This window comes from Prevotella sp. Sow4_E9_plate (genome assembly GCF_052116205.1).
GTDB lineage: Bacteria > Bacteroidota > Bacteroidia > Bacteroidales > Bacteroidaceae > Prevotella.
In genome coordinates, this window is record NZ_JBQKLN010000038.1 from 1 (window position 1) to 25773 (window position 25773).

Consider the following 25773-nt stretch of genomic DNA (forward strand, 5'->3'; position numbering starts at 1 on the left):
GGAAGGTGTGCAAAAATCGGACAAAATTCACGCTCATACTATCATGATGCATAGTGTTCAAGCTCTTTACTGCAATTGAGATTGCCATTGAGATTGCTTGCGGATTTGAGGTTTAACATCAATATCATTTCTTACACCTACTACAATTACACGAAAACGCTCCTGCGGTACATAATAATGCGCTGCATTCATCAACTGGTAATGCACTACATAGCCCGCATCTTTTAATTGACCAAGCATCTTCTTGAAAGTAGGAAAATGCTTATCGCTCAAGATGCCTTTCACGTTTTCTATCACGAAAAACTTGGGTTGCTTGGCTTGGATAAAATGAATGTAAGTCAAGAACATCCTGCCACGTTCATCATCCAAGCCCAGCTGCTTTCCACCCTCACTCCAAGACTGGCAAGGAGGTCCGCCTATAAAACCATCACATTCTGGAATTTCTTCCATAGTAATTTCACGCATATCCTTTCTGCAAAGATACGTGTGCGGATGGTTTAGAAGATAAGTTTCAAATACTGCGGGGTCATTGTCGTTTGCCCAAATAACCTCAAAACCTGCTTGTTCAAAGCCTAAATCCAAGCCACCACATCCCGAAAAGAATGAAACTACTTTCATATTGCTACCTCCTATAAAAATGTTTTCCTATGCCTTTTTGCTCCTGACACCTCTAGATTCAAGCGTCCTCTTAATCTGTTTTGCCATGTGATAAGCCAGATTCACGGGCACGGCATTGCCTATCATCTTATACCCCATATTCACATCGGTATAGATAAACTTGAAATCATCGGGAAACGTCTGCACTCTCGCCACTTCTCTCACCGTCATACGGCGATAGAGATGCTCCTTACCTGGCACAAACTTCTGCAGATTCTTCTCTACCTTAATCATCTTCGGTGCCTGAGGATGGAGCTGGCACTGGCGACCGCTAGCCTGTACCGTAAATCCTGGTTCATCCCATGCTCTTACTCTGTTTCTCGACATGAAGATGGGTGAGAATGCACCTATAAAGTATTCGTGGTTTGGCACCTTGCATGCATCCCCATTGCTATGATTCTTCTCCCTGGCAGGGATTGCCGAATCCTTCAAGTCCCAGATTGCCTCACGGAGCGTAGGGCGATGACTCTGGGGCGTAGGATAAACAAACTCCTTGATGCCCAGATCTTTTCTGAAACCTACATAGAACACTCGGTCTCTGTCTTCAGGAACATCAAAATCGTTGGCATTCAACATCTGAAGATTCACATCATATCCTGCCTCATCGAAGAGTGCCAGGAAGTTCTTTACAGCCTCAGCATTGCGGGCAGCCAGCATTCCTGACACATTCTCGGCAACGAAGAAGAGCGGCTGCTTATCCTTCAATATGCGAATGTAATCATAGAAGAGCTGACCTCGCGCATCATTGATGCCCTTCAGCGAACCCGCTTCGCTCCAAGACTGGCAAGGAGGACCACCGATGATTCCATCAATTTCATCTGGAAAATCAGATGGACTCAACTTCCGGATATCTCCCTCGATGAGATGAACATCGGGGAAATTGGCACGGAAGGTGGGGCAAATCTTAGCATCAATTTCATTTGCTATCATTATCCTGAAACCAGCTATTTGGAAGCCTAAATCAAGACCTCCAGCTCCTGAAAACAAACTGATCAAATTCATAGCTATCCTTATGCCTTACCCATAATATCGTCTGAGGCACAGAACTCCTTCCCGTCCCTGCCATTAATCAGACTCCTTACATCAACATCCAACACTTTAGCTATCCTATCCAGAACATTGATGGTAGGATTCCCATTGATATATTTATAGCAAGCATCTCTAGTTACGCCTAACAGTTGGCTCAATTCCTTCACAGATATACCTTTGCGCTTTAAAACTTCTTTTATCAGCAATTCCATAATTCGTTATTTTGAGATTGCAAAGATACATTCCGCGCAAATAATTCTGTAAAGAAAAAGGCCAATAAAGGCCAAAAGGAGGCCAAAGTTTGTTAATGTATAGCTATAACTATACAAATACCTGATAATCTTATAGTAATAAGTATACAACGGCATCTTACACGAATTCCAGAAACAAGGTTCCCAATAAGTCACAACATAAGAAAAGTTTACTTGATGTATAGTTACAGCTATACAAATAATAGGATTTTCTCTTGGCCATATCGACAAAAAACCTTATCTTTGCCTAGAAAATAAGATTCGGAATTATGCAAGATACAAACATTCAATACCAATTCTTTCCACGTTCCATAGGATTAATCGAACCTATGGAAGAAGTTATCAATGTATTTAAGAAAGCAGAAGATAAAATTTCGTCTTCTACAAACGACTTGAAGTCTGATGATGTTTTATCTATAGTTCGCCCGGAACTCGAAAAAATCGGTTATTGCGTAGAACAAAACAAGAAGGATGAGGGAAAAATAAAAGTACCTGTTCTTTTCGGATGCAACAACAGCATAGACAAACATTTTTATGCAGATGCCATTAGTGCAGACAGAAAAATTGTTATCGAGGTAGAAGCTGGCAGGGCCACTGAGAGCCACCAATTCTTAAAGGATATTTTCGAAGCTTCTATGATGTTTAGCGTGGAATACTTAGTGATTGCAGTGAGAAAAATTTATCGCAATCACAATGATTTTGAAAGAATCTATCCGTTCTTAGAAACAATGTATATTACAAATAGAATCAAATTACCTTTGAAAGGGATTTTACTTATTGGATACTAAAACAAGGACATTCACTAAGGCTTATTTATCAAAGCCTTGATGAATGTCCTTACTGATAATCTCTGCTATATCCGCATGTATCTCGCGCGACATCAAATGAATGTACACATCGTTACCACATGCATCAATGTAAATGGGAGTATCTATAACTGAGACATTTAACTTTCTGACTATTTTTTCAAACATACTAGTAAATAGCCGATTACGATATTCCTGCACCAACATTCCAGTTTCTTTTTTCTTAAAGCTCATAGGAACATCCGAGATGTCATCACATTGATAATACAATATAGCATTAGGATGACCTATAAAAAATGTTGCAATTAATTGAGATACTTTATTCAAAAGTTTCATAGGTGTTACCTTTTGGACGTTACCTAATCTCTCAAGATAAATACCCCATAATTCAAAACCCTTATCTTTCAAAAAAGAAGCCAATTCTTTTGAAAGAAACAAATCACTATCAGCAGCAAGGCGAAGGTAAAATTTATCTCCAGCACTATTAGAAAAAGAATAGACCGCCTCCTTCATCAGAACTGAAATTCAAAGTCACACTTCTCCACGTTGCGCAACTTCTCCAGTTGCTCAGCTTTATGAGCCTTCAGTTTCTTCACCCATTCTGCCATCTTGGGAGAAGAGCTCTTTATAACTATTGTTTCATTTACATGTACCATAAGCCTATAGTTTTATATATCGGGGCAAAAATACTACATTTATTTGGAAACACCAAATTTTTGGCAGAAAAATTCACTCCGACCTCCAATAATTCGATAAGACGGCGCTAATTTGATAAGTCGTCGCTCTGTGTCTGAAAAATCCGGCATAATCTTATCTATTTAGTTAATATTCAAAATGCAAAGTAAATGAATATTAGCCTAACAGACAAGTTTTCGGAGTATTTTTAGTTTTCTTTGGCCTTTAACAGTACGCTACATGCTTTCGAAAGGCATCATAGAGGGCTTTTCGTTGCTGTACAGGTAGAAAACACGGAAAAGTTGTACTTTTATAGTCGAAATCTTAGAAATAACATTCAACATATCTATATTTTTTGTATCTTTACCGGCAAAATACGGATAGGATTGTCCGCTAACTTAATAAAATGCATTGTATGAAGAAATATTTGGCATTCCTTATATTCGCAGGACTAAGTTCCTATATTGATGCTCAGACAGTCAAAGAAACTGTCCGTGGCAAGTATGGCGAGAACCTAGGTACAGCAGAGACTACGATAAGAGGTGGCAAGAGTGTGACTGTATATAGAGACAAGTATGGACAAATTACTGGAACATCAGAAAGTAAGACCCACTCTTTCGGCAAGACCACTACGGTTTACAAGGATAAGTATGGGCAAAAAACGGGCACCAGCACCAGTACAACAAGTCATGGATTGTTCTCTTCCAGAACGACTTCTACCACTTATCGTGATAAGTATGGCAAGAAAACAGGTTCTAGCATCACCAAACATTCAGGAAATACAGGTACCACCGTCTATAGAGATAAGTATGGGCAGGTTACTCGCAAGGGCACTGCTAAGGGCAGGTTACCAAACAAAAGTGCCAATTATTATGGATGGAGCAGTTCAAAGTCAAGGGGGAAATAACTTCTCCACGTTGCGCAGCTTCTTGAGATTGTAAAGCTTTTGCCTGGAGTTTTAAAGCTTTTGCCCTTACAGGGCGTTGGTTTGTATATCATTAATACCCAGGGCGTTGCCCTGGGCTAGGAGCTTCTGCCCCTTCAGGGCGTGTGGGGCAAGCCGAAAGGGAGCAGCCGCAAAGAAAGGTACCCATCTGTTCTGCATCTCAACGATAAAATGCTTGCCATCGTCGGTTACACAATAGATGTCAAAGATGCAGCCACAGAGATCATTCGTTTCTCCAGGCAGTTTCTTATCCTTTCAGCTGCTGTAACTGACTCTCCGACAATCCTGTTATTTCCATCACCATCTCTGCATCCATACCTTTTGCCAGCATCTTTCTGGCAATTTCAAGACTTCGCTTCTCCATGCCCTTTTTCATTCCTTCAGCCAGGCCCTTCTCCATTACCTCAGCCAGGCCCTCTTCTTTACCTTCTCTCTTGGCGGTATCAATCGAATTCTTGATATCACGATATGCCATCTTGCTGGCTTCATACTCCCGCTGCTCCTGTGGAGTGAATTTTGCAATCTCGGCTTCTTCGAAGAGGCGGTCGAAGGCCTTGTCGCATAACGCCTTAGGGCGCTGAGTAAGCTTATAGAGATTCTTTAGGGCATAGAGCCACTTGTCGTAGAGCGTTTCCAACTCGTCCAGCGATTTGTTGAACTTGGCGATTTCCACGCAGATAAATTCCTGCTTATCGTAGAATATCTTGTGCGTGGCAGTATCACACAACTGCACATGATGGCGGATTTTCTCCTTGTCGAATGCATCCTCGTTCATGCTGAAGTTGAGCAGGGCTACGGTATAGACATGATTGAGCTTGAAATCCCAGTCATTCCCCTTTGGTGCCTGTTCACGGATAGGAAAGGTTGAGTAGAAGAGGGAACGGTCCTTGAAATGCGCCTGGTAGGCATTCTGCATTTCCACGATAAACTTCTCGCCGTTTTCTCCTTCACAATATACGTCAAAGATGGCCCTGCGGTCGGTATATACATCTCCCACGTGCTCCGGGTTCAGATACTTCACGTCCTTAACAACCTGTCTACCATTAAACAAGCTGTTGAGGAAACAGATCAGCAAATCCTTATTGGGAGCTGATCCGAAAATTCGCTTGAAACCGAAATCGGTCAGCAAACTGATATATCTTTCTTCTACCTGCTTCATAATCCGTATGATATTATTGTTTCGTTTATGCGAGCAAATTTACGACTTTATTTTGAAACACGCAAGGAATTCATAGAAAAGTTTTAGAAAAAGTGATCTGATAGCATTGGGGATATCATAATCTTATCTTTTTAGTTGACAATCAAAATGCAGGGTCTGGCAGTAAGACCTGACGAAAGGTGGTTACAGTGGTTACGGTTACAGAAGTTACAGTTTTCAGCGGAGGGGGTACAAGGGTTTTGGAGTACTTTCAGATTGTAAGTAATAATAATAGATAATAATATATATATATTTATATATATTATTATCTTCTTCTAAAGAAGGGAAAGAAAACTGACTCATGAAAAACTGTAACTTCTGTAACCGTAACCACTTTTGGGGGAAAATCGGGGTAGATGGCGCAAAAGGCAAACATAGAGTTGGGATGCACAAAACATAGAGAAACTATTTACAGAATATAGTTTTCTTATCTTAAAAATTATGACTTGTTTTTATTAACAGGATTCTCCGCAAATGTTAAATCCGTTTAACAGAACTCTGCAGGGCGTTTTTTGGCTGTACCGGGAAAAAGCCGTACCTTTGCACTGTCGTTAGAAGAAAGGCTGCACTCGGCATAGTTCAAGCAAGCTTGACTCTGCGCTCGTTTGCACTTCCTTTGCATTGTCATTCGAAGAAAGGCATCAACCTCTCTTTATAATTAACAATTAATCATTAACAAATTAAACACTAAAAATTATGGGACAAGGAACTTGTAAGTATCGTAAAGTAACGCGTACTCCACAGAGTGGAGAGAACGCTGGTAAGAAACTCTGGTATGCTACCGCAGTGAGCGACCGTGAGATGAGTTTTGAGGACTTCGTGACTCATATCTCTGAGCACAACTCGCCATACAGTCGTGGTACTATCCACGGTGTGCTGATGGACACTTTGGACTGTCTGAAGCACCTGATCCTCGACGGCAAGAGCGTGCGTATCTCCGACCTCGGTCTTTTCTCCATCGGCATGACTTCGCGTGGCGAGGTGAGCAAGGACAAGGTGTCTGCTGCAAGCGTGCAGGGCGTTCACCTGATTGTGAGAAATACGAAGTCGTGGAGCAATGCTGAGCTGAAGAAGCTCACCAAGATTGTTGCCTACGACGAGTATAACACCAGCGAGGACACCGGAGGAACCGGCAAGCCAGGCGGCGACTCCAACACCGGTGATACCACCCAGGGCGGTGGCGGAACTCAGGAAGGTGGCGGTGGCGGAACTCAGGAAGGTGGCGGTGGTACCCAGGAAGGAGGCGGCGGCACCCAGGGAGGAGGTAGTGACGTAGGCTTCTAAAGCAGAGCCCCTTCGGGGGCTGTGTTTAAGCAGCAAAAGAATTAATCACTAATCACTAACAATTAATCACTAAAAAAGATGAAGAAGGACACTTGGAAAACTATCATTCAGATTGCGATATCAATCTTGACTGCGATTGCCACCACCTTGGGTGTGACCAGCTGTATGCCTTAAACGGCATCAGAAACAACAAACAGAAAGTGCCGGTAGGAGTAAATCCTATCGGCACTTTTTTTCCTTTTTTACCTTTAACAGGTCACGAGCATCGGGCAACTTCTGACCATTCAATTTTGCCATCCTTACCTCTTGCATCGCTCTTGTCAAAGATTCCTTGACATAAGCCTGCTGCTTTTCGGTCTTTGTCAAAACGGGATCCTTCATTACCGATGTTGAAACTACACCGCGCAACATCTTCCCTCTATTCCTATTTTTCTGCCAGGGATAAATACTTTTTTGCATATATAATAAGGTATAATGGTTATTTTTTTGTATTTTTGCAGAAAAATAAAAGACCTATCAATGAAAAGAAACATAAAGACATTCTACACCTTATTATATTTAGTAGGATTCATCTGTTTTTGGCTGATGCCTCTACAGGCATCCGGCAGCATCAAACTGGACGGGGAACGACTCTCGGCTAAGGACGGCCTGTCGTGCAATACCGTGAACGACATCATCCAGGACAGAGACGGATTCATCTGGCTCGGAACACCGAACGGAGTGAGCAGATATGACGGCTATCAGTTTATCAACTTCACCAATCTCAGCAAGAACTCCGGACAAAAGACCCACCACTCCATCTCACAGCTCATCAACGACGAGAAACATGGACTCATCTGGGGCTACAATCCATCCAACATCCTCTGCTGCTTCGACCTGGAAACAGCTCATTTCTCCGATTATTTCGATAAGGAAAATGCTGCGCTCTTGAGAAACCGATTCAAGAGCCAGAATGGCATGTGGCTCTTTTCAGGAGATTTCGGAGCCAGATACCTGACCTATAGCAACGGGAAGTTTCACGCCACAGACTATACTACAAAGAACGGCAAGCTGATAGGCGACCATCAGCTACAGATGCAGGAAGATTTCAAACACAATATCTGGATAGCATCCGATAAAGGACTCAACCGCATCACCCCAGACGGCAAGAGCCATCTGATGCTCAAGAACCAGCACATCATCACCCTGACCACAGACGGCAATCATATCGCCGTGCTGACCGACAAGGGCGATGCCTTCCTTTATGACAACTCGGGCAAGCCCGTCAGGAAATCCCATCTTCCATCCATGGTGGGATATGTGGGGAAATCGCGCGCCTCCTTCTTCTGTCAGGGAGAATGGTATATCTTTACCCAGGAAGAAACTTTCGCCATGAACCTGAAGACCGGCATCTTCCACAAGCCAGCCATCCAGATACCGAATGCCATGTCGAAAACCTTTCTCAAATCCTATGAGTTTCTTTACGACAAGAAGGGAAACGCCTACCTGTTCAGCAAGAAGGGAAACCTCTTCAGGAAATTCCATCTGCTGGACGACAAGGCTTACATCAACGGTAGAGACAAGAACTTCGTGGCTGCCGAAGACGCCCACGGAAATGTATACATCGTATCTTATGGCAACGGACTCTTCATCTACAACCCGAAGGAAGATGAACTCCAGCACTTCTCTGCAGCAGACAAGGACCCGCTCTTCCATTCCGACTTCCTGCTGAACGTATTCATCGACCGCAGCGGATGCATCTGGATCTGTACCGGAGATGGCGTATATTGCTGCCGTGAACTGAAGGATCTCTACACAGAGCATGTCAAGATTGAACCAAATACCAACCGGGAATGGAGCAACTACGTGCGACACATCAGCAACATAGGCAATGACAAACTCGCCGTCAGCACCCGTGCCAACAGGATTTATATCTATGATGCCAGGACCCAACAGCGAACGTTGGAAAGGCAGACCGATGCCTGCGTCTACGATTATGCCATCGACCCGCAGGGCAGGAAATGGATATCTACCAAGGGCGACGGCATCTACATTGACAATGTGAGATATTCCAAACATGAGAAGGAACATTATGCTCCGGGCGCATCCTTCTACAAGACCATCTTCGACAGGCAGGGAAGAGCCTGGATAGCCACCTGGGGAGAAGGTCTGCTCATCACCCCACAGACTACAGGGCTGCAGCCACGGAAGTTCGAGCAGTTTCTGAATGCTGACGGAAAGGAAGCACAGATCCACGACCTGATCCTGGACCGCAAGGGCAGACTCTGGGTATGCAGCAACAACGGTATCACCATGGTTAATACCGCTGAGAGGAAGATTACAGCCCAGAAGTTCCTCCGCTTCAGCGACGAAAACGGAAAGCTGCCCGTAAGCGAAATCAATTGCGGCATCGAGGCACACGACGGCAAACTGTGGTTTGCAGCAACCGGAGGCGTTCTGAAATGCAGCTACGACGAGAAGACCGGGGACCTGGAGTACGAGCTGTTTGATACCAGCAAGGGACTCACCGACAACAATACCCGCTCGCTGGAGGAAGACAACTACGGCAATATCTGGATTGGTACAGAGGAAGGAATCTCCCGTCTCAACGCCAAGACCAACGATATCCGCTCGTTCCAGATAGGACGCACCATCTTCAGCAACAACTTTACGGAGAACTGCGCCACCAGGCTGAAGGATGGCAGACTGGTATTCGGTGTTGCCGACGGCATGATCTTCATCCAGCCATCCCGCACCATCAGCATGCCGCCAGCCCACATGAAGGCAGTCATCACCGACCTCACCATCAACGGCATCTCGATATACGAAGCAGAAAACGAGCAATTCCTGACTAAGGCGCTGAACTATACACGGGAAATCAGCCTGCCACACGACAAGAATTCGCTCAACATCCACTTCTCCAACTTCGATTATCCGCACATCCAGAATGCGATATACCAGTACTATCTGGAAGGAATAGACAAGACCTGGCGCCCGATGACCAGCATCAACCATGCCGAGTTCAGCGACCTGAACCCTGGCAGCTACACCCTGCATATCCGTACCCGTATAGGCAGCAACCAGTGGAGCGAGGAAACCCTGCTGCACATCACCATCCGCCAGCCTTGGTACAATACGGTATGGGCGTGGTGCATCTATCTGCTCATCATCTGCGGAGCCGGAGTGCTCTACTACCGTTCATGGAGAAGAAACTTCGAACTGAACCAGCAGATTGCTTTGGAGAAACAGATGTCTGACTTCCGAATCAACTTCTTCACCCATATCTCTCATGAGTTCCGCACCCCGCTCGCCATCATCCAGAGTGCCGTGGAGAAGATGATGACCAAGGGAGAAGGCTATGCTTCCAAAAACACCATCTATACCCTCAACAGGGGTACCAGGCGACTGCAGCGACTCATCAACCAGCTGATGGAGTTCCGCAAGATCAATACGGGCAATATGAAGCTGAATGTGGAAAAGGGCGAAATCATCGGTTTCGTGCGAAGCATCTACAATGATCTCTATACCGTAGCCAAGCAGAAGGACGTCAGCATGAGTTTCACTCCGTGGACCAGCAGGCATGAGATGCTCTTCGACCAGGAAAAGGTGGAAACCATCGTCTATAACCTGCTGAGCAACGCCGTGAAATATACCCCGGACAGGGGCATCATCAGCGTAAGACTCTATCTGGAGAACGACATCGTATTCTTCTCGGTAGAAGACAACGGTCCGGGCATCAAGCCGGAAAGAGAGGCTGACCTCTTCAAGCCATTCATGCACGGCTATGCTTCCAAGGGCGGTATGGGCATCGGTCTCTTTACGGCGCATCAGATGGCAGAAATCCACAAGGGTTCGCTCACCTATCAGCGTTCCCGGAATCTCGGAGGCAGCCGCTTCTGCCTTGCCCTGCCAGACGATGCCGGCAAGTATCAGCCGGAGGATATCATCGAGAAGAAGGCGCTGGACGCCCACAGCATCGACAAGGACGAGATAGACATAATCGTGAAGGAGATGACTCCGAAAGCCATCAACAACGTTACCGTGATGGTGATAGAAGACGATCCGGACATGCTGGAGCAGATCAAGTCGGAGCTGTCGGTCTATTTCCATGTAGAAACATTCATGAACGGAAAGACGGGTTACGAGAACATCCGGAAGATTAAGCCAGCCCTGCTCATCTGCGACATCCAGCTGCCGGAGATGAGCGGCTACGAGATTGTAAGCAATATGAAGGCGGATCCGGAGACGCAGAACATCCCGGTCATCATGCTGACCGCCTTTGATGATACCAGCCATATACTGAAGGCATACAAGAACTTCGTAGATGACTATATGGTGAAGCCATGCAACTTCAAGCTCCTCATCGCCCGAGCCCTGCAGTTTGTGGCTATGGACCTGAAGGCGAAGCAGCAGGCTGAAGAGAAGGCGAAGCTTCAGGAAGAGACCCTGCAGGAGAATGCTCCGCAAGAGAACCCAGAGCAGACGTCAGGCGGAGAAGCCATCCTGATCAAGCCTGTGAAGGAGCTCAAGAAGAATGAGCCAACCCTCCTGATGTCAACCCTGGACAAGAAGTTCAAGGACAAGCTGGAGGCAATCGTGGCACAGCATATCGGCGACAACAACTTCAATGTAGACCGCCTTGCCGAGCTGCTCTGCCTGGGCAGAACCACGGTATATAACCGCACGAAGAGCATCATGGGTGTTTCGCCAAACATCTATATCCAGAACGAGCGTCTGCGCATTGCCGCCAAGCTCCTGCTGGAAGGCGAATACACGGTATCAGAAATCAGCGAGAAGGTTGGTTTCTCCGATTCCACCTATTTCTATAAGTGCTTCAAGAACAAGTATGGAATAGCGCCTAGCAAGTATGGCAAGTAAAGATTGCCTGCCAAATAGATTACAAAAAAAACTCGTTGGCTTCTTTACCAACGAGTTTTTTTATTCTAAAAAATCTTTTTAACACTAAAAATTTGGCAATCCCAATTATTTGGTATATTTTTGCATAAAAACAAAACGTATGGCAATAGATAAAGTTAAATATTGGAAAGAACTTGCTGACTATGACATCGAAACCGCTGAGGTTATGTACAACGGTGGAAGATGGCTATATGTTGGCTTTATGTGCCATTTGGTTATAGAAAAAACAATAAAGTCGTATTGGAGTGCAATAAAACCAGACGAGGTTCCATACATCCATAACCTCTTGAAGTTGGCACAAAGCTGCGGGTTAGTATCAAAAATGACGCCAGAACAGCTAAAGTTTCTTGCGGAATTAATGCCAATGAATATTGAGGCAAGATACCCTTCCTACAAAGATGAGTTAGCGAAGAAATTGATTCCAGAATATTGCAGAACATTAATTAATAAAACAAAAGAATTAAAACAATGGATAGAGAACATGCTTTGATGATAGTAAAATGCTACAAGGAAGCAATACTTCCATTGCTTGCTAATGCGAAAGTATATCTGTATGGTTCTTGTAGCAGAAATGAAGCAAGAAAAGATAGTGATATCGATGTAGCAGTAGTTATACCTAAACTTAATGGCGACTGGTTAGATACCACATCTTCATTATGGCTTGCCACCCTTAATATAGATACATCTATAGAACCGGTTTTGATTGAAGAATGCAACCCATCACCCTTATATGAAGATATAATGCGTAATGGAATAGCAGTATAAAATACAGAAATCCCCCCATTCTACATTCTCAAGCGGGATTCGGAATGTAAAAACGAAAAAACAATAGACAAAGGCTCTCTTGCTTCCATGCAAGGGAGCCTTTTTCTTTGTAAAAGCCACAAAATTTTGCCTGCTGCCTTGTCTGTCTCAATCTTTTTTATATTTTTGCAAAGAGCAAGTAAAGATTGCCTGCCAAATAGATTACAAAAAAAAACTCGTTGGCTTCTTTACCAACGAGTTTTTTTATTCTTATAATCATCCTATTACCAGCCAGGATTCTGCTCCCACTTCTGTCCATATTTTTCGTGCTTCAGCATCACGTCGTTAGGGATAGGGAAGAGATACATCTTGTCATCCCACTGGCGCTGTACGGTTTCACGGGTATAGGTGAAGGAACCATCATCGTTCCTGGTAATCTTCATCTCCTGAATGTTCTTGAAGAACTTGTCAGCCTCCTTCCAGCGGCGTACATCCCAGAAGCGATGACCCTCGAAGGCAAGCTCTACCATGCGCTCGTTCTGATACTTGCTCCACCACTCCTCATTGCTCAACGAAGTAGGGAAATCAGGCATTCCGGCACGCTGGCGAATCTTATCCACAGCCTCGTCTGCCGACATAGGGAGCTCGGCACTCGTAGCAGTGGCGCTGCCCAGATACTTGAATACCGCCTCAGCATAGTTGAGATAGAACTCACCCAGACGATAGGTAACCCAGGTATGATAGTCGCCCTGCTTCTTGGTCTTTGAAGTAAGGTCGATATCACCATGCAGCAACTTCTTCAGATAGTAACCCGTAGGAGTAGCACCCACCAATGGCTCGGCATTCACGCCGCCATAATAGGTCTGGAGAGCAGCCTTCTTATAGTTGGCTGCAGTAGGCCACAGATCACCGTTCTTGGCGATGGTCAACTCGAAGCGAGGGTCACGGCCAGCGTAAGGATTCTGCTCATCATAGCCGCTGCCAGCCTCGTTGATACCCTTACCCGTATCCTTCATCTCGTAGGCATCCACCAGGTTCTGGGATGGGCAGTTTCTACCGGAAGCTGAATAACTAGCCTTTGCCATATCGATACCAAACGGATAGTTGTAGCTCTCTACCACATTATCTGATGGATCGGTAGATGAAATCTTGGTACCATAGATACGGCGACCGAAGATAATCTCACACTTCTTGTCGGCATCCTTGTAATTATTGGTTGACCAGAGGTCAGCATACTTGGCAGCGAGCTTCATGCCCCTTGCCTCGCAGGCATCCAGCAATTCCTTGGTATAGAGAGCAGCCTTGTGGTAACGCTCCTTATCGCCAGAAGGATTGAAGAGCGGACTTGCCCAATAGAGCGCTGCACGAGCCTTGAGGGCAAGAACGGTCAGGTTGTTGGCACGTCCATCCTCAGCTGTACTCAGAGCCATGCTTCCCAGGTCGGAGTAATCCTTGATGATGCTGTCCTTCACGGCGTCACATTCATCGAAGATGTACTGGAACACCTCGTCAGATGACTTGCGAGGCTGATTGTTGACATCAGCTGCCGCCATCTCAGGATCGATGACAGGCACACCACCATACTGGCGAACGAGATTGAAATAGAAGTAAGCACGCCAGAAGCGGGCCTCCCACTTGTAGTTCTCGTAACGGTACATCTGCTGCTGATAGTCGGCATTGAGCTCGAAATCCTCGAACTTCAAGTCCTGGAAATCCTTCAACACTACATTGCAGGTCTTGATGCCCTTATACATATTGCTCCAGAGCGAGCCCTGGGCGTTGGATGGGCTCCAGCTGCCGTTATAGAAGGTCTCGATGCTGGTACCGCTCACGGAGTAAACACTCTCGTCGGTGGCAGAGGCAAGCATGCCTCCGCCAAAGTTCTGACCATAATCATAGTCTGCATAATTGTAGATATCGGTCATGAAACCACCCACCTTCTCGAAGGTCTGAATCACATAATCCTTATCCTTGACTACCGTCTCGCTGTAATCCATCTTATCGCTGCAAGATGCCAGCGCCATGAGTCCGAACAGACCATATACTAATTTATTTGTTTTCATTATTGTTCTACTTTAAGATAATTAGAATGTTACTGACAAACCAGCCACGATGCTGCGATTCAGAGGATTGGTTGCACCGAATACCTCAGGATCTGACTCATCGAGATGGTCGAAGCTAAACAAATCTACACCACGTACATACAACTTGGCAGCATTCAGGAGCTTGGTCTTGGCGAGCATCGCCTTAGGGAAGTTGTAATAAACCTCGATGTTGCGAAGCTTGAAGAATGAGCGGTCAAACATCCAGAGGGTGTTTGTATTGTAGTTGTTGGCATTGCTGGTTGAGCTCAGCGCCGGGAACTTGGCTGTGCCGGCTGTCTCTGGAGTCCAGCGGTTGTCGTAGTAGTACTGAGAGATGGTGGTGTTGCCCACCAGCGGCTTGTACATACTCTTGGTAGAAAGCACGCCGCTATAACGGCCTGTGCCCTGGAACATCGCATCTACGCCCAGTCCCTTCCACTCTACTCCCAAATGGATATTGTAGTAGATTTCAGGAGCCACGGTAGAATATCCGATGGCAGTCTTGTCGTTGGTATCAATCTGTCCGTCACCGTTCACATCCTCATACTTGATGTCGCCCGGACGAGGAGTGCTGCCCAGAAGCTGTGGCTTGGAAGCATCGATGTCTGCCTGGTCCTTGAAGAAGCCGATAGCCTTGTAGCCGAAGAGCTGGCTTACGCGATGGCCGGTGCTTACCAGGTTAGGATAGAGCTTAGGAGCCTCATCCTGCTCCTTGATCTGGCTGCGATAGTAATCGATGTTGGCACCGATGTTGAACTTCACGTCGCCAATCTGCTTGTTGTAGTCGAGACTTGCCTCCCAACCCCAGCTGTCCACGATACCATCGCCCTCGTATGGAGCATCCACACCCAACTCTGAAGAATACTTACCTGCGGTAGATACCCAGATGTTGGAACGGCGCTGGTAGAAACCGTCGAAGCTGAAATCGAGACCACCGAAGAGGGTGGCATCTACACCGGCATTGAACTTGGCTGCCTTCTCATGGGTCAGACCGGAAGTGGCAATGGCATCAAGATAGGTACGGCCGAAGTCGCTCTGGAAACCGCTGTTGAACGGATAGGAACCACCGGTAGTCTGATACTGCTGCATATAGTACATCCATCCGCTCTCAGGCAGGATGTCGGTCTGGATAATGCCGTAGGATGCACGGAGCTTGAGGAAATCCACCCAGTTGAGATTCTTCATGAAGTTCTCCTTGGAGAGTACCCAGGCTGCTGATACCGTAGGCGACAATGCCCACTTGCTGCCAGGAGCCAGACGGTTGGAACCGGATTCTACCAGGGCAAGGTCGAGGAAGTAACGGTCGAGCAGACCATAGTGGGTGTACCAGCTGATGTTCTGGCGATAGAGCGTACTGTTGATGGCAAACTCATCGCTGAACTCGTAATCGTACTTCAACTGGCTGTAGATGCTGTGGGCTCCGAAGGTATTCTGATAGTCGGCACTGGCATCGGCATGGAAACGGCGGGTGAAGCTGTTGGTGGAGATAGAGGCACCGAGATCGCTCTCAGAACCACCCGTGAATGCCTTGCCCAACTGAGGTTCGCCATCCAGCCAGTCGGCTACCGTAGGACTTCCATATACGTATGTCTTGCTGTAATTCTCGTAGATGTTGGAGAAATGGTCGTAGGCGATGCGGCCCTGAACAGCCAGTCCCTTCAATACCGCAGGAAGTTCCTGGCGGATAGTGAGGTCGGTATAGATACCACGGTTGTGATTTCTGGAGTAACCGGCATCCTGCGACTGTGCCACAGGGTTAACGGTACCAGCCCAGGTAGAGTTACCACCCCACTTGCCATCCTCGCCCTTCACGGCGAAGGCAGCAGAAGGCAGGCTATAGACCATATCCCACAAACTGGCAGAATTGCCCGGAGCATTCGACTCGGCGAGCACACCCAGGAGGTTCACCTTCATGGTAGTATTCTTAGAGAGAATCATATCCATATTCATGCGCAGGTTACCCTTCACATATTTATTATTGGTAGAATATCCCTCGTGGGTATCCGGATTCTTCACGAAACCATTGTCATACTGCAGGTCGAGCAAGGCATAGTACTTGAACTTCTCGCCACCGCCCGTAAACGAAGCGTTGAGCATATTGGTAACGCTGTGGTTGCGGAAGGTTTCATCCACCCAGTTTACGTTAGGATAGAGATAAGGATATTTGCCTGTTCCGAAGGCATCCACCTCTTCCTGGGTATATCTAGGGTTCTCAAAGCCATCGTTGGCATAAGCCTCGTTCATCGCCTTGGCATAGGTCTGTGCATCCACGAACTTAGGCTTGTGAGCCATGAAATTGATGGCATGGTCCAGATTCACCTTGATTTCCTTGGAATTGAACTTACCGCGCTTGGTAGTGATGAGCACCACGCCGTTGGCACCCTTGTAGCCATAGAGTGCGGTGGCAGCAGCATCCTTCAATACGGATACGCTCTCTACTTCCTCGGCAGAGATATACTGGATATCACGCTCGATACCATCTACCACGAAAAGCGGGGTATTGCCATCCAGGCTCTGCATGCCGCGGATGTAGAAGGTAGGATTGATGCCGGCATAATTGCCGGAATTCTGCAGCGAAATCAGGCCGGAACCCTGTCCCAGGATAGAGTTGCCGATATTCTTGGCGCTGCGCTTGTTGGTACTCTCGCTGGTGATGACAGACACTGCTGAAGTTGACTGCTCGCGGGAGAAGTTCACATTGGCACCCACATCGATGCTCTGAGCCGCATAGCGATGAGGAGCAATGGAATCTATTTTGACTTGTGCTGAAGCTGGCAGGCTCAGGAGAGCCATCGCCATCAGTACAGCATTCTTATTATTTTTCATCGAATTTACTTTTTTAATCTGTAACTTTAATCAAGTAACCTTTACTCTAGAGATAACCTCCGGCGGGATTACCAGCCTGGGTTCTGAACGAGATAACCCTTCAATACCTCGGTCTGTGGGAATGGGAACAGATACCACTTTACATCGAATCCATTCCACCATGCACGGGCTCCCGTGGTGATAGGCAGGCGCTTATACTCAAAATGAGATGGCTCATACCAGGCATCATTGTCCTTATTCAGCTTCTTGTTGGTTCTGTCGCCATTATACCACTTGTTGGTAGAGGTCTTCCACTCGCCCGTAGCATCATCCTTCACCTGGCGATAGATGACCAGACGATGGAGAGTACGGCTGAAGAGGTCGGCTCTCTTATAGCGTTTCATATCGAAGAAGCGGGTGTTCTCGAATCCCAGCTCGCAGGCACGCTCGCGCAGCAACTCTTCCAGAAGATTATCCTTGTTGGTGGTAAGATTCTCTGATGGGTTGCATTCCGCAAGTCCCTTCAAACCTACACGGGCACGGATCTTGTCGATGTATTCCAAAGCCTTGACATTGTTGCCGTCAGCCTGAAGCAGAGCCTCGGCATAGATGAGATAGAGATCGGAAAGACGCATCTCTACCCAGTGTGGCTTCTCGCGCTCGTAGGCAGAACCGGTGATTCCGTCGGCAATGTACTTATTGTGGAAATAGCCTGTAGCATAAACGCCCACACACTTGTCTGGACCTGTACCGGCATTGGTACCACCCACATACAACTCAACATTCTGACCGGTTGACTTGCCGTCGCCCACGTTCACCTTGTCGCGCTGTCCGTTCACACTTACTGTTTCGTAAAGACGAGGGTCGCGGGTATATTTCACGTTCTGCAGTTCCTGCTTGCCTACCTTTCTGTCACCCTTGATGAACATGTGGTCCAATTCGCCAGCCTTCTCGGTCTCCTCCCAGTTGAATGGCTTGCCATCAGCCCAAGGGAACATCTCTACGAACTCCTGGGTTGGGCAATAAGCCTGGCGGTCGAGGGTACGCATATACTGACGTGCCGCCCAGCAATACTTGGAGTTGTGGTTGTTGTCAGTAACACGGGTCTCGAAGATGACCTCCGGACTAGCCTGGCTGATATACGCAAAGCGATAGGCAAAGCGATAAGCCTCAGTAGTCTGGGCTGTAGGCTCTACAAGATGATAAGGATTGCCGTTGTTGGCATTCTCATTGAAGAAGTCTTCACATGCCTTCTTGCACTGCTGCCACAACTCAGGCTTCCTGCCACCCATCCAAGCCAGACTGTCCTGACTCGCATTCTCCATGGAATACTTGCCGCTGTAATATGGCTGGTCGTCGTTGAACAATGGAGAAGCAGCAAACTGCAGTACACGGCACTTCATTGCCATAGCAGCCGCCTTGGTCCAGTGTGCCTTCATGGTAGTGACATCATCATCAGAATAAGCAAAAGGAAGGGCTCCGGAATTGATAGCCTCATCATAAAGCTTGAGAATGAAATTGAGTGTCTTCTCTACCGAAGCACGTGGCGCATCCAGCTTATCTCCGTTTACATCGTATGAGTGAGTAACCAGAGGCAGACCGCCGTACATGCGGAAGAGGTTGAAGTAGGAAGATGCTATCAGGCACTTTGCCTCAGCCACATACTGCTTCTTGGTAGCCTCATCCATATCAGGCACACGGTCGATATTCTCCATCAGGAGGTAGCAGGCATGCACCATCTCCCAGATATTCTCCTTGTCAAAACCATAGATGGAATTGCTGCTGGCTGCTGTCATGTAGTCACCATACACCAGATTATAGATAGCAACAGAAGATGTAGGATTGTGCCAGCAGTCTGACATCGCCTCAATCTGACCACTGAAGTAACTGTGGGAGTTGCCGTCACCCGCCTTGAAAGGCAGACCGTAGTACTGGTTCTTATAAATACTGGTCAAGAACTGCTGGGTATATTCTGCACTATTGAAGATGGTATCAATGGTAACATCGCCACCCGGAGTCTTTTCTATGAAGGAATCTCCAAACTTGATCTGCTCTGTACACCCCGTCACCGCAGAACCGATAACGGCTGTAAGAACGATTCCTCTGAATATATTGTTAAGTTTCATTGTATTTACCTTATTTATATATATTAATGTGTAATATATTAGAAGCCCACCTTCAAAGACAGCATGTAGGTACGCTGCAATGGATAGGATGGTGCCGTGGTAGCACGTGCCTCAGGATCACCCCAGATATAAGGAGTGAAGGTAAGGAGGTTGTAACCGCTGAATGCCAGCTGCAACTGATTCATACCCATGCGTTTCATGAACGGAGCATTGAAATCGTAGGAAATCTGCAGGGTCTTCAGGCGCAGATACTTCGCATCCTTCTCATAGAGGGTAGAAGTGGCGTAGTTGTTGTCCCAGGCATCCCATGATGCACGTGGATACTTCGCACTCTGGGATGGATTACCGGCTGTCCAGCTGTTCTCCACCACATACTTCAGGAGACCGCCCATCTCGTGAGAGGTCTTGCTGTAGAATGGTGAGCGGAACACACCATCCAGCATACGGCTTACGTTCCAGGCGCCCGTCCACTGGGTATTGACAGACCATCCCTTGTAGCTGAATCCGAGGTTCAGACCAATCATATACTCAGGATCATCGGTATAGCCCAGGTCGCGGGTCATATCGTTCTGGTCTATCTTTCCATCGTGGTTCAAATCCACATACACAGCATCACCAGGCTGGATGTTCTCTACCAGCTGGGTAGGGAATTTCTCACCGAAGGTCTGCTCATAGAGTGCCGGTGTCTGCTCGTCGTAATAACGCCAGAACTGATACATGCTGCGGGCACCCAGACGATGGTTCTTTGCCATCTGATAAGCCTCTGGCTGCAGAGCCTCACCATTGTTAATCAGCTCATTCTGGTTGTAAGAGAGGTTGACGCCTGCCCAGTATCTGAAGTTCTTGCCTATCTTGTCCTGCCACTTCAGGGATGCTTCCCATCCCCAGCTGTTCACCTCACCATCGTTGGTGTAAGGCATCTTGAAACCGATGATGGTAGGTACATTGTTGTCAATCATCATGATGTCGGTACGGTGCTCGTAGTAGTAATCGAAGTTACCACGGAGCTTATCCTTCAGGAAGTTGATGTCGAAACCATAGTCCTGCTTGTAGGCGTGCTCCCAGGTGATGTCGGCATTGTGGCGCGCCATCTCGTAGGCTCCCTTCCATATGGTGGTGTTGTTGACACCAAAGATGTATCCGTATCCATCACGGGTAGAAACTCCATTATTGTTGATAGCAAAAGGATCGGCGGTGTACATAAAGCGGTTGCCGTTCAGATTGGCATTACCTACCAGACCGTAGCTGGCACGGAGCTTCAGGAAGCTTACTACCTTGGTAAGCGGCTTGAAGAATGGCTCATCGCTCACTACCCAACCCACAGACATAGCCGGGAAGGTACCGTAACGCTTGCCCGGAGCAAAGTTCTCGGAACCATTGTAACCCACATTGAACTCTGCCATATAGCGGTTGTTCCAGTCGTAGGTAACACGACCTACCAGACCTACCTGGCGGTGAGGCACATTGGTATAGGTGCTCGGATAATAGCTACTGTCCTGATTGTAGAGCAGGATGGCACCCACATTGTTCAATCCGAACGAACGGTTGTAGTTAAGACCTGCCTCGAAATACCAGTAACGGCTGCGACCGGTCTTCTCATCATATTTCAACTGTTCCTCGTTACCATATTTCTTATATTTATAGGTACCGTCGTCCTGGAGTACAGGGGTATAGGTAGCCTTCTTGGCGTATGCATTCTTATTGATAGCGTAGGCACCATTGTAGGAAGCCTTCATCTTGAAAGAGAGACCCTTGGTAATCATATCAAGCTTCTGCTTCAACTGGAGGTCAAACTGCAGCTTGTTGTTGGTAGTCTTCATGAAACCGCCATTCACATCATTATTGCCGAAATAGGTGATGCCGCTGCCACCCACGAAAGGAAGCTGGTCGGTACCGCAATCCTCATACTGGGTCTCGGTAGCGATGTATCTGCCGTTGATGATACCCGGACTGGAGAATGGAGTGGCCTGATAAGCCTCATTGATCAAGCCGGATGATCCCTGACCGGAATATGGCTTGTTGGCATTATCTACCTTACCTGCCAGATTGAAGGAGATGGTGGTTGTCTTGGTGACATCCAGATCGAGGTTGGCACGGTAGTTGAAACTGTTATACTGATAACCGAAGTCGTAATCCTGTCCAAACTCCTTGAACAGACCTCCCTGGGTATAGTAACCTACATTGATGAAGTAGCGTGCCGTCTTGGTACCGCCGCTGATGTTCAGGTTGTGCTTACTCTGCATGGTAGCATCCTTCATGATGTATTCAGCCCATAAGGTGCTAGGGAAACGGATAGGATCACTTCCATCCTTGAACTTCTGGATAACGGCATCAGAGAACTGAGGACTCAACAGTTCGCCATTCTTACCATGCGAATTCTGGCGCATCATATTATGGAAGGTAGCATACTCGTAGCTGTTTGCCTGCTCTACCATCTTGGTAGGAGTCAGGATACCCCATGAAGTAGAACCGCTGATCTTGGTCTTACCCTCCTGACCACGCTTGGTAGTAATCAGGATAACACCGTTGGCACCACGCACACCGAATACGGCTGTGGCAGAAGCATCCTTCAAAACGGTGATGCTCTCGATTTCCTCAGGATCAACATCGCTCATGCTTCGCTCTACACCATCCACCTGAACCAAAGGGTCGGCACCATTGAAAGAAGCCTTACCACGAACAAATACGCTCGCAGCATCAGAACCCGGCTCACCGGAATACTGTACGGTGGTAACACCCGAAAGCTGACCACCGAGCACATTGTTGACATTACCTACAGGGGTACGGACCAGGTCTTCACTCTTCACGCTGGAGAGGGCACCGGTAACGGTTACCTTCTTCTGAACACCATAGGCAACCACTTCTACAGCCTTGAGGGAAGTAGCCTCTTCCTTCAAGACCACCTGCATGCCGTTTTTGGCAACCACGGTCTGTGATACGAATCCAATGTAACTGATCTTTAACTTGGCTCCTGGCTTCACGTTGAGAGAGAAGTTACCATCAAAGTCTGTAACCGTACCCTGGGTAACTTTCTGTCCCTCGATGATAACACTAGCTCCAATAACGGCTTCACCATTGGCATCAACAACAGTACCCTTGAGGATACCTGTCTGTTGAGCTATAGCCGTAGTCGCTTTAGCAGAACCTGCGCCTCCGCAAAAAGGGGCAAGCATCAATGCCGTGCAAAACAAAGTTGCAGGCAATGCTGAACTTTTCATAAATAGCTTGTTATTCATTTTGTTTATTATGACGTTAAGATTTTACTTTCTATTCCGGTTTGACAATTTCGCTTTGTTAGTCGCAATCCTCTTGAAAAAGATTTCTGCTGCAAAGCTATTAAAAAACCTTGTTTTTCATAGAATAAAATTGTTCAACTATCATTATTATCATCCAAAACCATACATATTTATACATTTCAGTATAATTTTAAATACTTTTTTACATATATAATAAGGTATAGTGGATTTTTTTGTGTATTTTTGCCGAAAAATTAGCGAAAAGGCGGATTTGGACATAAAACGCCTCTAAGCGATTATACTGAAACAAAATAAGCAATATGCAAACCAGCAAATACCTTTTAGCAACAGAAAGAGACGCCGAATGGGGTCTCACCATCAGCACCGTGGGACGAGAGGAAATCGTACCAGGGGAAGAATATCCTACCAAGGGACATGCCGATGGATATTATTTCGATATTAAGAAGGGAAGAACCCTCGATGAATACCAGCTCCTCTATCAGCCGGAAGGAGAAGGTGTGTTCAGCTCTGCCCATCTTCCGGAAACCAAAATCAAGGCAGGAGACATTTTCCTGCTCTTTCCCGGTGAATGGCACAGCTATCATCCATCGAGCACAAAGGGATGGAAGAGCTACTGGATCGGATTCAAGGGAAAGAATATCAACGACCGTGTGAAGGCGGGATTCCTATCGCCGGAAAAGCCGATCTATCACGTGGGCTACAGCAACGAAATCATCGCCCTGTATGAGGAGGCGTACAAGACGGCACAGGAGGAGGCTGCATTCGTACAGCAGACACTGGCGGGCATCGTGAACCACCTCATCGGAAAGATGTATTCCTTGGAGAGAAACATCATCCTGGGCAAGGATTCCAAACATGTGGATATCATCAACAGGGCTCGTCTGCGCATCCGTGAGAGCCTGGAGGATACGCTCACCATCCAGGATTTAGCACAGGAACTGGGCGTCAGCTATTCTTCGTTCCGCAAGCTCTTCAAGGAATATACCGGCTTCGCTCCTGCACTCTATCAGCAGACTTTGAAACTGCAGAGAGCCAAGGAACTGCTGTCTACCACCAATGAGAGCATCAAGGAAATAGCCTACCGCCTCAATTTCGAATCCCCTGATTATTTCTCGGCCAAATTCAAGAATCAGACCGGCATGAAGCCATCCGATTTCAGAAACACCACCCGATAAAAAAAATCCCACAAACAGATGAGGATGTGTCATAAGCTTCTTGCCTAGGGTATAGATAAGGCACGGATTACACGGATTTTATGGCGCTAATGTGGGCAAAGCGATTATAATTGCATAAAGAATCCGTGTAATCCGTGCCAAAAACTGCTCCACCCAAAAACTTAAATTTTTGATATTTCTTTTAGATTCTTGACCTGACGCCAAAAAACTAGGCTCTAATATCATTTTCTATTGTTCCTTCTTGCGTTTTCATCCTATCTTTGCAACCGTAAACAAATAACAATAACTTAAAATACACGCTATAAAAATGGAACAGAAGAAATACTTCTTTGCCGTAGACCTGGGTGCTACCAGTGGCAGAACCATCCTGGGAAGTCTGGCTGAGGGCAAGTTCGAACTGGAAGAACTCACCCGCTTCGACAACCGACTCATCGAGACCGGCAATCACTTCTATTGGGACATCTTCGCCCTCTTCTATGAGATTATCGCCGGATTGAAACTCGTGGCGCAGCGCGGCATCCATATCGAAAGCATCGGTATCGATACCTGGGGATGTGACTTCGTATATGTGGACAAAAACGGGGATATCCTCCGCAATCCTCTCGCCTACCGCGACCCTCATACCTTCGGCATGATGGAGAAATACTTCGACGAGAAAATCAGCAAGGAAAAGGTATACGAGAAGACCGGAATCCAATTCATGAACTTCAACTCGCTCTTCCAGATATACGCCATGAGAAAGGCGGGAAACGTGGCTTTGGAGAATGCAGACAAGATTCTCTTTATCCCTGATGCGCTGAGCTATATGCTCACCGGCAACGCTATCTGCGAATATACCGTGGCATCTACTTCCCAGATTCTCAACCCGATGACAGGCGACCTGGACAACGATCTCGTGGAGAGTCTCGGACTGAAGAGAGAGCAGTTTGGCAAGATGACCAACCCTGCTTCTATCATCGGTACGCTGACCAAAGAGGTGCAGAAGATGACGGGCTTGAATGCCGTTCCGGTCATCGCCGTAGCGGGTCACGATACAGCCAGCGCCGTAGCTGCCGTTCCTGCCAAGAACGAGGAGTTTGCCTATCTTAGCTCCGGTACCTGGAGTCTGATGGGTATCGAGACCAAGAATGCCATCATCAACAAGAAGAGCTACGAGCTCAACTTCACCAACGAGGGTGGCATCGAGGGCACTACCCGATTCCTGAAGAACATCTGCGGCATGTGGATCTACGAGCGCTGCCGCAAGGAATGGAAGGACGAAGCGGCTGCCAGCCAGAAGGATATGAAGAGCCTGGGACATGCAGAGCTGATTGCGGAAGCGATGAAGCAGCCTGCCTTCCAGAGCATCATCAACCCGGACGATGCCTGCTTTGCCAACCCATCGAGCATGGTAGAGGCTATCAGGCAGTATTGCAAAAAGACAGGACAGCACGTTCCTCAGAACTATGGCGAATTCTGCCGTTGCATCTTCGAGAGTCTTGCGCTCCGTTATCGCCAGTTTTTCACCTGGCTGAAGGATTTTGCCGACTTCGACCTCAACGTGCTTCACATCATCGGTGGCGGTTCGCTCAACCAATATCTCAACCAGTTCACTGCCGACAGCTGCGGTGTCACCGTATTGGCGGGTCCTCAGGAAGGCACAGCCATCGGCAACATCATGCTCCAGGCGAAGGCATCAGGCTTGGTCAAGGACATCTGGGAAATGCGTCAGATCATCGCCAACTCGCTTGAGCTCAAGAAATTCGAGCCAAAGAACAAGGAAGCATGGGATGAGGCATACGAGAAGTTTTTAAAGATAAAAGGGTAAAAAGGTAAAAGGGTAAAAAGGAAAAAAGAACCT

Annotated in this window: 21 protein-coding genes; 9 read left to right on the top strand and 12 right to left on the bottom strand. The window is 47.0% G+C overall.

Annotated elements, in window-relative coordinates:
* Window positions 1-66: 66 nt before the first annotated feature.
* From ACTQ53_RS13015 to ACTQ53_RS13025, 3 genes are read right to left on the bottom strand one after another with little or no spacing between them, the layout of a single operon-like run.
* Entirely contained in the window at window positions 67-618 is a 552-nt protein-coding gene (locus ACTQ53_RS13015) for a DNA cytosine methyltransferase (protein ID WP_441933374.1), read from the bottom strand.
* Window positions 619-645: 27 nt separating this feature from the next.
* Window positions 646-1659 carry a DNA cytosine methyltransferase gene (locus ACTQ53_RS13020; protein ID WP_441933376.1) on the bottom strand — a complete coding sequence of 338 codons (1014 nt, stop codon included), beginning with the start codon at window positions 1657-1659 and terminating at the stop codon, window positions 646-648.
* 8 nt (window positions 1660-1667) lie between these two features.
* Window positions 1668-1898 carry a helix-turn-helix domain-containing protein gene (locus ACTQ53_RS13025; protein WP_317585018.1) on the bottom strand — a complete coding sequence of 77 codons (231 nt, stop codon included), beginning with the start codon at window positions 1896-1898 and terminating at the stop codon, window positions 1668-1670.
* Between the two features lie 308 nt (window positions 1899-2206).
* On the opposite strand from ACTQ53_RS13025, the gene ACTQ53_RS13030 reads away from it, so the two are divergent.
* On the top strand, window positions 2207-2725 hold the full coding sequence (locus ACTQ53_RS13030) for a hypothetical protein (RefSeq protein WP_441933378.1): 519 nt from the start codon (window positions 2207-2209) through the stop codon (window positions 2723-2725).
* A 21-nt stretch (window positions 2726-2746) separates the two neighbouring features.
* On the opposite strand, the gene ACTQ53_RS13035 is transcribed toward ACTQ53_RS13030, so the two are convergent.
* Together ACTQ53_RS13035 and ACTQ53_RS13040 are read right to left on the bottom strand one after the other, a co-directional pair.
* Complete coding sequence (locus tag ACTQ53_RS13035; protein WP_218421265.1) at window positions 2747-3256, bottom strand: hypothetical protein; 510 nt, start codon at window positions 3254-3256, stop codon at window positions 2747-2749.
* The gene (locus ACTQ53_RS13040; protein WP_158577403.1) at window positions 3256-3399 is read right to left on the bottom strand and encodes a hypothetical protein; all 144 of its coding nucleotides are present in this window, start codon (window positions 3397-3399) and stop codon (window positions 3256-3258) included. The genes ACTQ53_RS13035 and ACTQ53_RS13040 overlap by 1 nt, the downstream gene beginning before the upstream one ends.
* A 434-nt stretch (window positions 3400-3833) precedes the next feature.
* On the opposite strand from ACTQ53_RS13040, the gene ACTQ53_RS13045 reads away from it, so the two are divergent.
* Window positions 3834-4325, top strand: a complete 492-nt coding sequence (locus ACTQ53_RS13045) for a hypothetical protein (RefSeq protein WP_441933381.1) — start codon at window positions 3834-3836, stop codon at window positions 4323-4325.
* Between the two features lie 66 nt (window positions 4326-4391).
* Here the strand turns inward: ACTQ53_RS13045 and ACTQ53_RS13050 are convergent, their stop codons facing one another.
* Window positions 4392-4607, bottom strand: a complete 216-nt coding sequence (locus ACTQ53_RS13050) for a PD-(D/E)XK nuclease family transposase (protein ID WP_441933416.1) — start codon at window positions 4605-4607, stop codon at window positions 4392-4394.
* A gap of 4 nt (window positions 4608-4611) precedes the next feature.
* On the bottom strand, window positions 4612-5523 hold the full coding sequence (locus ACTQ53_RS13055) for an Rpn family recombination-promoting nuclease/putative transposase (RefSeq protein WP_441933383.1): 912 nt from the start codon (window positions 5521-5523) through the stop codon (window positions 4612-4614).
* Between the two features lie 735 nt (window positions 5524-6258).
* Between ACTQ53_RS13055 and ACTQ53_RS13060 the strand changes: the two genes are divergently transcribed.
* Together ACTQ53_RS13060 and ACTQ53_RS13065 are read left to right on the top strand one after the other, a co-directional pair.
* Window positions 6259-6846, top strand: a complete 588-nt coding sequence (locus tag ACTQ53_RS13060; RefSeq protein ID WP_441933385.1) for an HU family DNA-binding protein — start codon at window positions 6259-6261, stop codon at window positions 6844-6846.
* 78 nt (window positions 6847-6924) lie between these two features.
* Window positions 6925-7020 carry a smalltalk protein gene (locus tag ACTQ53_RS13065; protein ID WP_153121734.1) on the top strand — a complete coding sequence of 32 codons (96 nt, stop codon included), beginning with the start codon at window positions 6925-6927 and terminating at the stop codon, window positions 7018-7020.
* A gap of 45 nt (window positions 7021-7065) precedes the next feature.
* Here ACTQ53_RS13065 and ACTQ53_RS13070 read toward each other — a convergent pair whose 3' ends face one another.
* Entirely contained in the window at window positions 7066-7227 is a 162-nt protein-coding gene (locus ACTQ53_RS13070; RefSeq protein WP_441933387.1) for a hypothetical protein, read from the bottom strand.
* A gap of 138 nt (window positions 7228-7365) precedes the next feature.
* Between ACTQ53_RS13070 and ACTQ53_RS13075 the strand changes: the two genes are divergently transcribed.
* The 3 genes from ACTQ53_RS13075 to ACTQ53_RS13085 all read left to right on the top strand — a co-directional run bounded on the left by ACTQ53_RS13075 (window position 7366) and on the right by ACTQ53_RS13085 (window position 12507).
* Window positions 7366-11703 (top strand): hybrid sensor histidine kinase/response regulator transcription factor, encoded by a 4338-nt coding sequence (locus ACTQ53_RS13075; protein WP_441933389.1) that lies wholly within the window; start codon window positions 7366-7368, stop codon window positions 11701-11703.
* Window positions 11704-11842: 139 nt separating this feature from the next.
* Complete coding sequence (locus ACTQ53_RS13080; protein ID WP_294970026.1) at window positions 11843-12232, top strand: HEPN domain-containing protein; 390 nt, start codon at window positions 11843-11845, stop codon at window positions 12230-12232.
* Window positions 12211-12507 (top strand): nucleotidyltransferase domain-containing protein, encoded by a 297-nt coding sequence (locus ACTQ53_RS13085; protein ID WP_294970029.1) that lies wholly within the window; start codon window positions 12211-12213, stop codon window positions 12505-12507. The genes ACTQ53_RS13080 and ACTQ53_RS13085 overlap by 22 nt, the downstream gene beginning before the upstream one ends.
* A gap of 263 nt (window positions 12508-12770) precedes the next feature.
* Here ACTQ53_RS13085 and ACTQ53_RS13090 read toward each other — a convergent pair whose 3' ends face one another.
* The 4 genes from ACTQ53_RS13090 to ACTQ53_RS13105 form a co-directional block, all read right to left on the bottom strand.
* Entirely contained in the window at window positions 12771-14549 is a 1779-nt protein-coding gene (locus ACTQ53_RS13090) for a RagB/SusD family nutrient uptake outer membrane protein (protein ID WP_441933392.1), read from the bottom strand.
* Window positions 14550-14570: 21 nt separating this feature from the next.
* The gene (locus ACTQ53_RS13095) at window positions 14571-17396 is read right to left on the bottom strand and encodes a SusC/RagA family TonB-linked outer membrane protein (RefSeq protein WP_441933394.1); all 2826 of its coding nucleotides are present in this window, start codon (window positions 17394-17396) and stop codon (window positions 14571-14573) included.
* A 68-nt stretch (window positions 17397-17464) separates the two neighbouring features.
* Entirely contained in the window at window positions 17465-19501 is a 2037-nt protein-coding gene (locus ACTQ53_RS13100) for a RagB/SusD family nutrient uptake outer membrane protein (protein WP_441933396.1), read from the bottom strand.
* 38 nt (window positions 19502-19539) lie between these two features.
* A complete protein-coding gene (locus ACTQ53_RS13105) occupies window positions 19540-22737 on the bottom strand; it encodes a SusC/RagA family TonB-linked outer membrane protein (RefSeq protein WP_441933398.1) in 3198 nt (1065 codons plus the stop codon).
* A 320-nt stretch (window positions 22738-23057) separates the two neighbouring features.
* On the opposite strand from ACTQ53_RS13105, the gene ACTQ53_RS13110 reads away from it, so the two are divergent.
* Together ACTQ53_RS13110 and rhaB are read left to right on the top strand one after the other, a co-directional pair.
* Window positions 23058-23933 (top strand): AraC family transcriptional regulator, encoded by an 876-nt coding sequence (locus ACTQ53_RS13110; RefSeq protein WP_153121726.1) that lies wholly within the window; start codon window positions 23058-23060, stop codon window positions 23931-23933.
* Window positions 23934-24240: 307 nt separating this feature from the next.
* Entirely contained in the window at window positions 24241-25740 is a 1500-nt protein-coding gene (rhaB, locus tag ACTQ53_RS13115; protein ID WP_441933401.1) for a rhamnulokinase, read from the top strand.
* Window positions 25741-25773: the final 33 nt, after the last annotated feature.

Bases quoted from the DNA above. Each gene is read 5' to 3' on its own strand.
- ACTQ53_RS13015 (WP_441933374.1), bottom strand. From the start codon at position 618: ATGAAAGTAGTTTCATTCTTTTCGGGATGTGGTGGCTTGGATTTAGGC.
- ACTQ53_RS13020 (WP_441933376.1), bottom strand. From the start codon at position 1,659: ATGAATTTGATCAGTTTGTTTTCAGGAGCTGGAGGTCTTGATTTAGGC.
- ACTQ53_RS13025 (WP_317585018.1), bottom strand. From the start codon at position 1,898: ATGGAATTGCTGATAAAAGAAGTTTTAAAGCGCAAAGGTATATCTGTG.
- ACTQ53_RS13030 (WP_441933378.1), top strand. From the start codon at position 2,207: ATGCAAGATACAAACATTCAATACCAATTCTTTCCACGTTCCATAGGA.
- ACTQ53_RS13035 (WP_218421265.1), bottom strand. From the start codon at position 3,256: ATGAAGGAGGCGGTCTATTCTTTTTCTAATAGTGCTGGAGATAAATTT.
- ACTQ53_RS13040 (WP_158577403.1), bottom strand. From the start codon at position 3,399: ATGGTACATGTAAATGAAACAATAGTTATAAAGAGCTCTTCTCCCAAG.
- ACTQ53_RS13045 (WP_441933381.1), top strand. From the start codon at position 3,834: ATGAAGAAATATTTGGCATTCCTTATATTCGCAGGACTAAGTTCCTAT.
- ACTQ53_RS13055 (WP_441933383.1), bottom strand. From the start codon at position 5,523: ATGAAGCAGGTAGAAGAAAGATATATCAGTTTGCTGACCGATTTCGGT.
- ACTQ53_RS13060 (WP_441933385.1), top strand. From the start codon at position 6,259: ATGGGACAAGGAACTTGTAAGTATCGTAAAGTAACGCGTACTCCACAG.
- ACTQ53_RS13065 (WP_153121734.1), top strand. From the start codon at position 6,925: ATGAAGAAGGACACTTGGAAAACTATCATTCAGATTGCGATATCAATC.
- ACTQ53_RS13070 (WP_441933387.1), bottom strand. From the start codon at position 7,227: ATGAAGGATCCCGTTTTGACAAAGACCGAAAAGCAGCAGGCTTATGTC.
- ACTQ53_RS13075 (WP_441933389.1), top strand. From the start codon at position 7,366: ATGAAAAGAAACATAAAGACATTCTACACCTTATTATATTTAGTAGGA.
- ACTQ53_RS13080 (WP_294970026.1), top strand. From the start codon at position 11,843: ATGGCAATAGATAAAGTTAAATATTGGAAAGAACTTGCTGACTATGAC.
- ACTQ53_RS13085 (WP_294970029.1), top strand. From the start codon at position 12,211: ATGGATAGAGAACATGCTTTGATGATAGTAAAATGCTACAAGGAAGCA.
- ACTQ53_RS13090 (WP_441933392.1), bottom strand. From the start codon at position 14,549: ATGAAAACAAATAAATTAGTATATGGTCTGTTCGGACTCATGGCGCTG.
- ACTQ53_RS13095 (WP_441933394.1), bottom strand. From the start codon at position 17,396: ATGAAAAATAATAAGAATGCTGTACTGATGGCGATGGCTCTCCTGAGC.
- ACTQ53_RS13100 (WP_441933396.1), bottom strand. From the start codon at position 19,501: ATGAAACTTAACAATATATTCAGAGGAATCGTTCTTACAGCCGTTATC.
- ACTQ53_RS13105 (WP_441933398.1), bottom strand. From the start codon at position 22,737: ATGAATAACAAGCTATTTATGAAAAGTTCAGCATTGCCTGCAACTTTG.
- ACTQ53_RS13110 (WP_153121726.1), top strand. From the start codon at position 23,058: ATGCAAACCAGCAAATACCTTTTAGCAACAGAAAGAGACGCCGAATGG.
- rhaB (WP_441933401.1), top strand. From the start codon at position 24,241: ATGGAACAGAAGAAATACTTCTTTGCCGTAGACCTGGGTGCTACCAGT.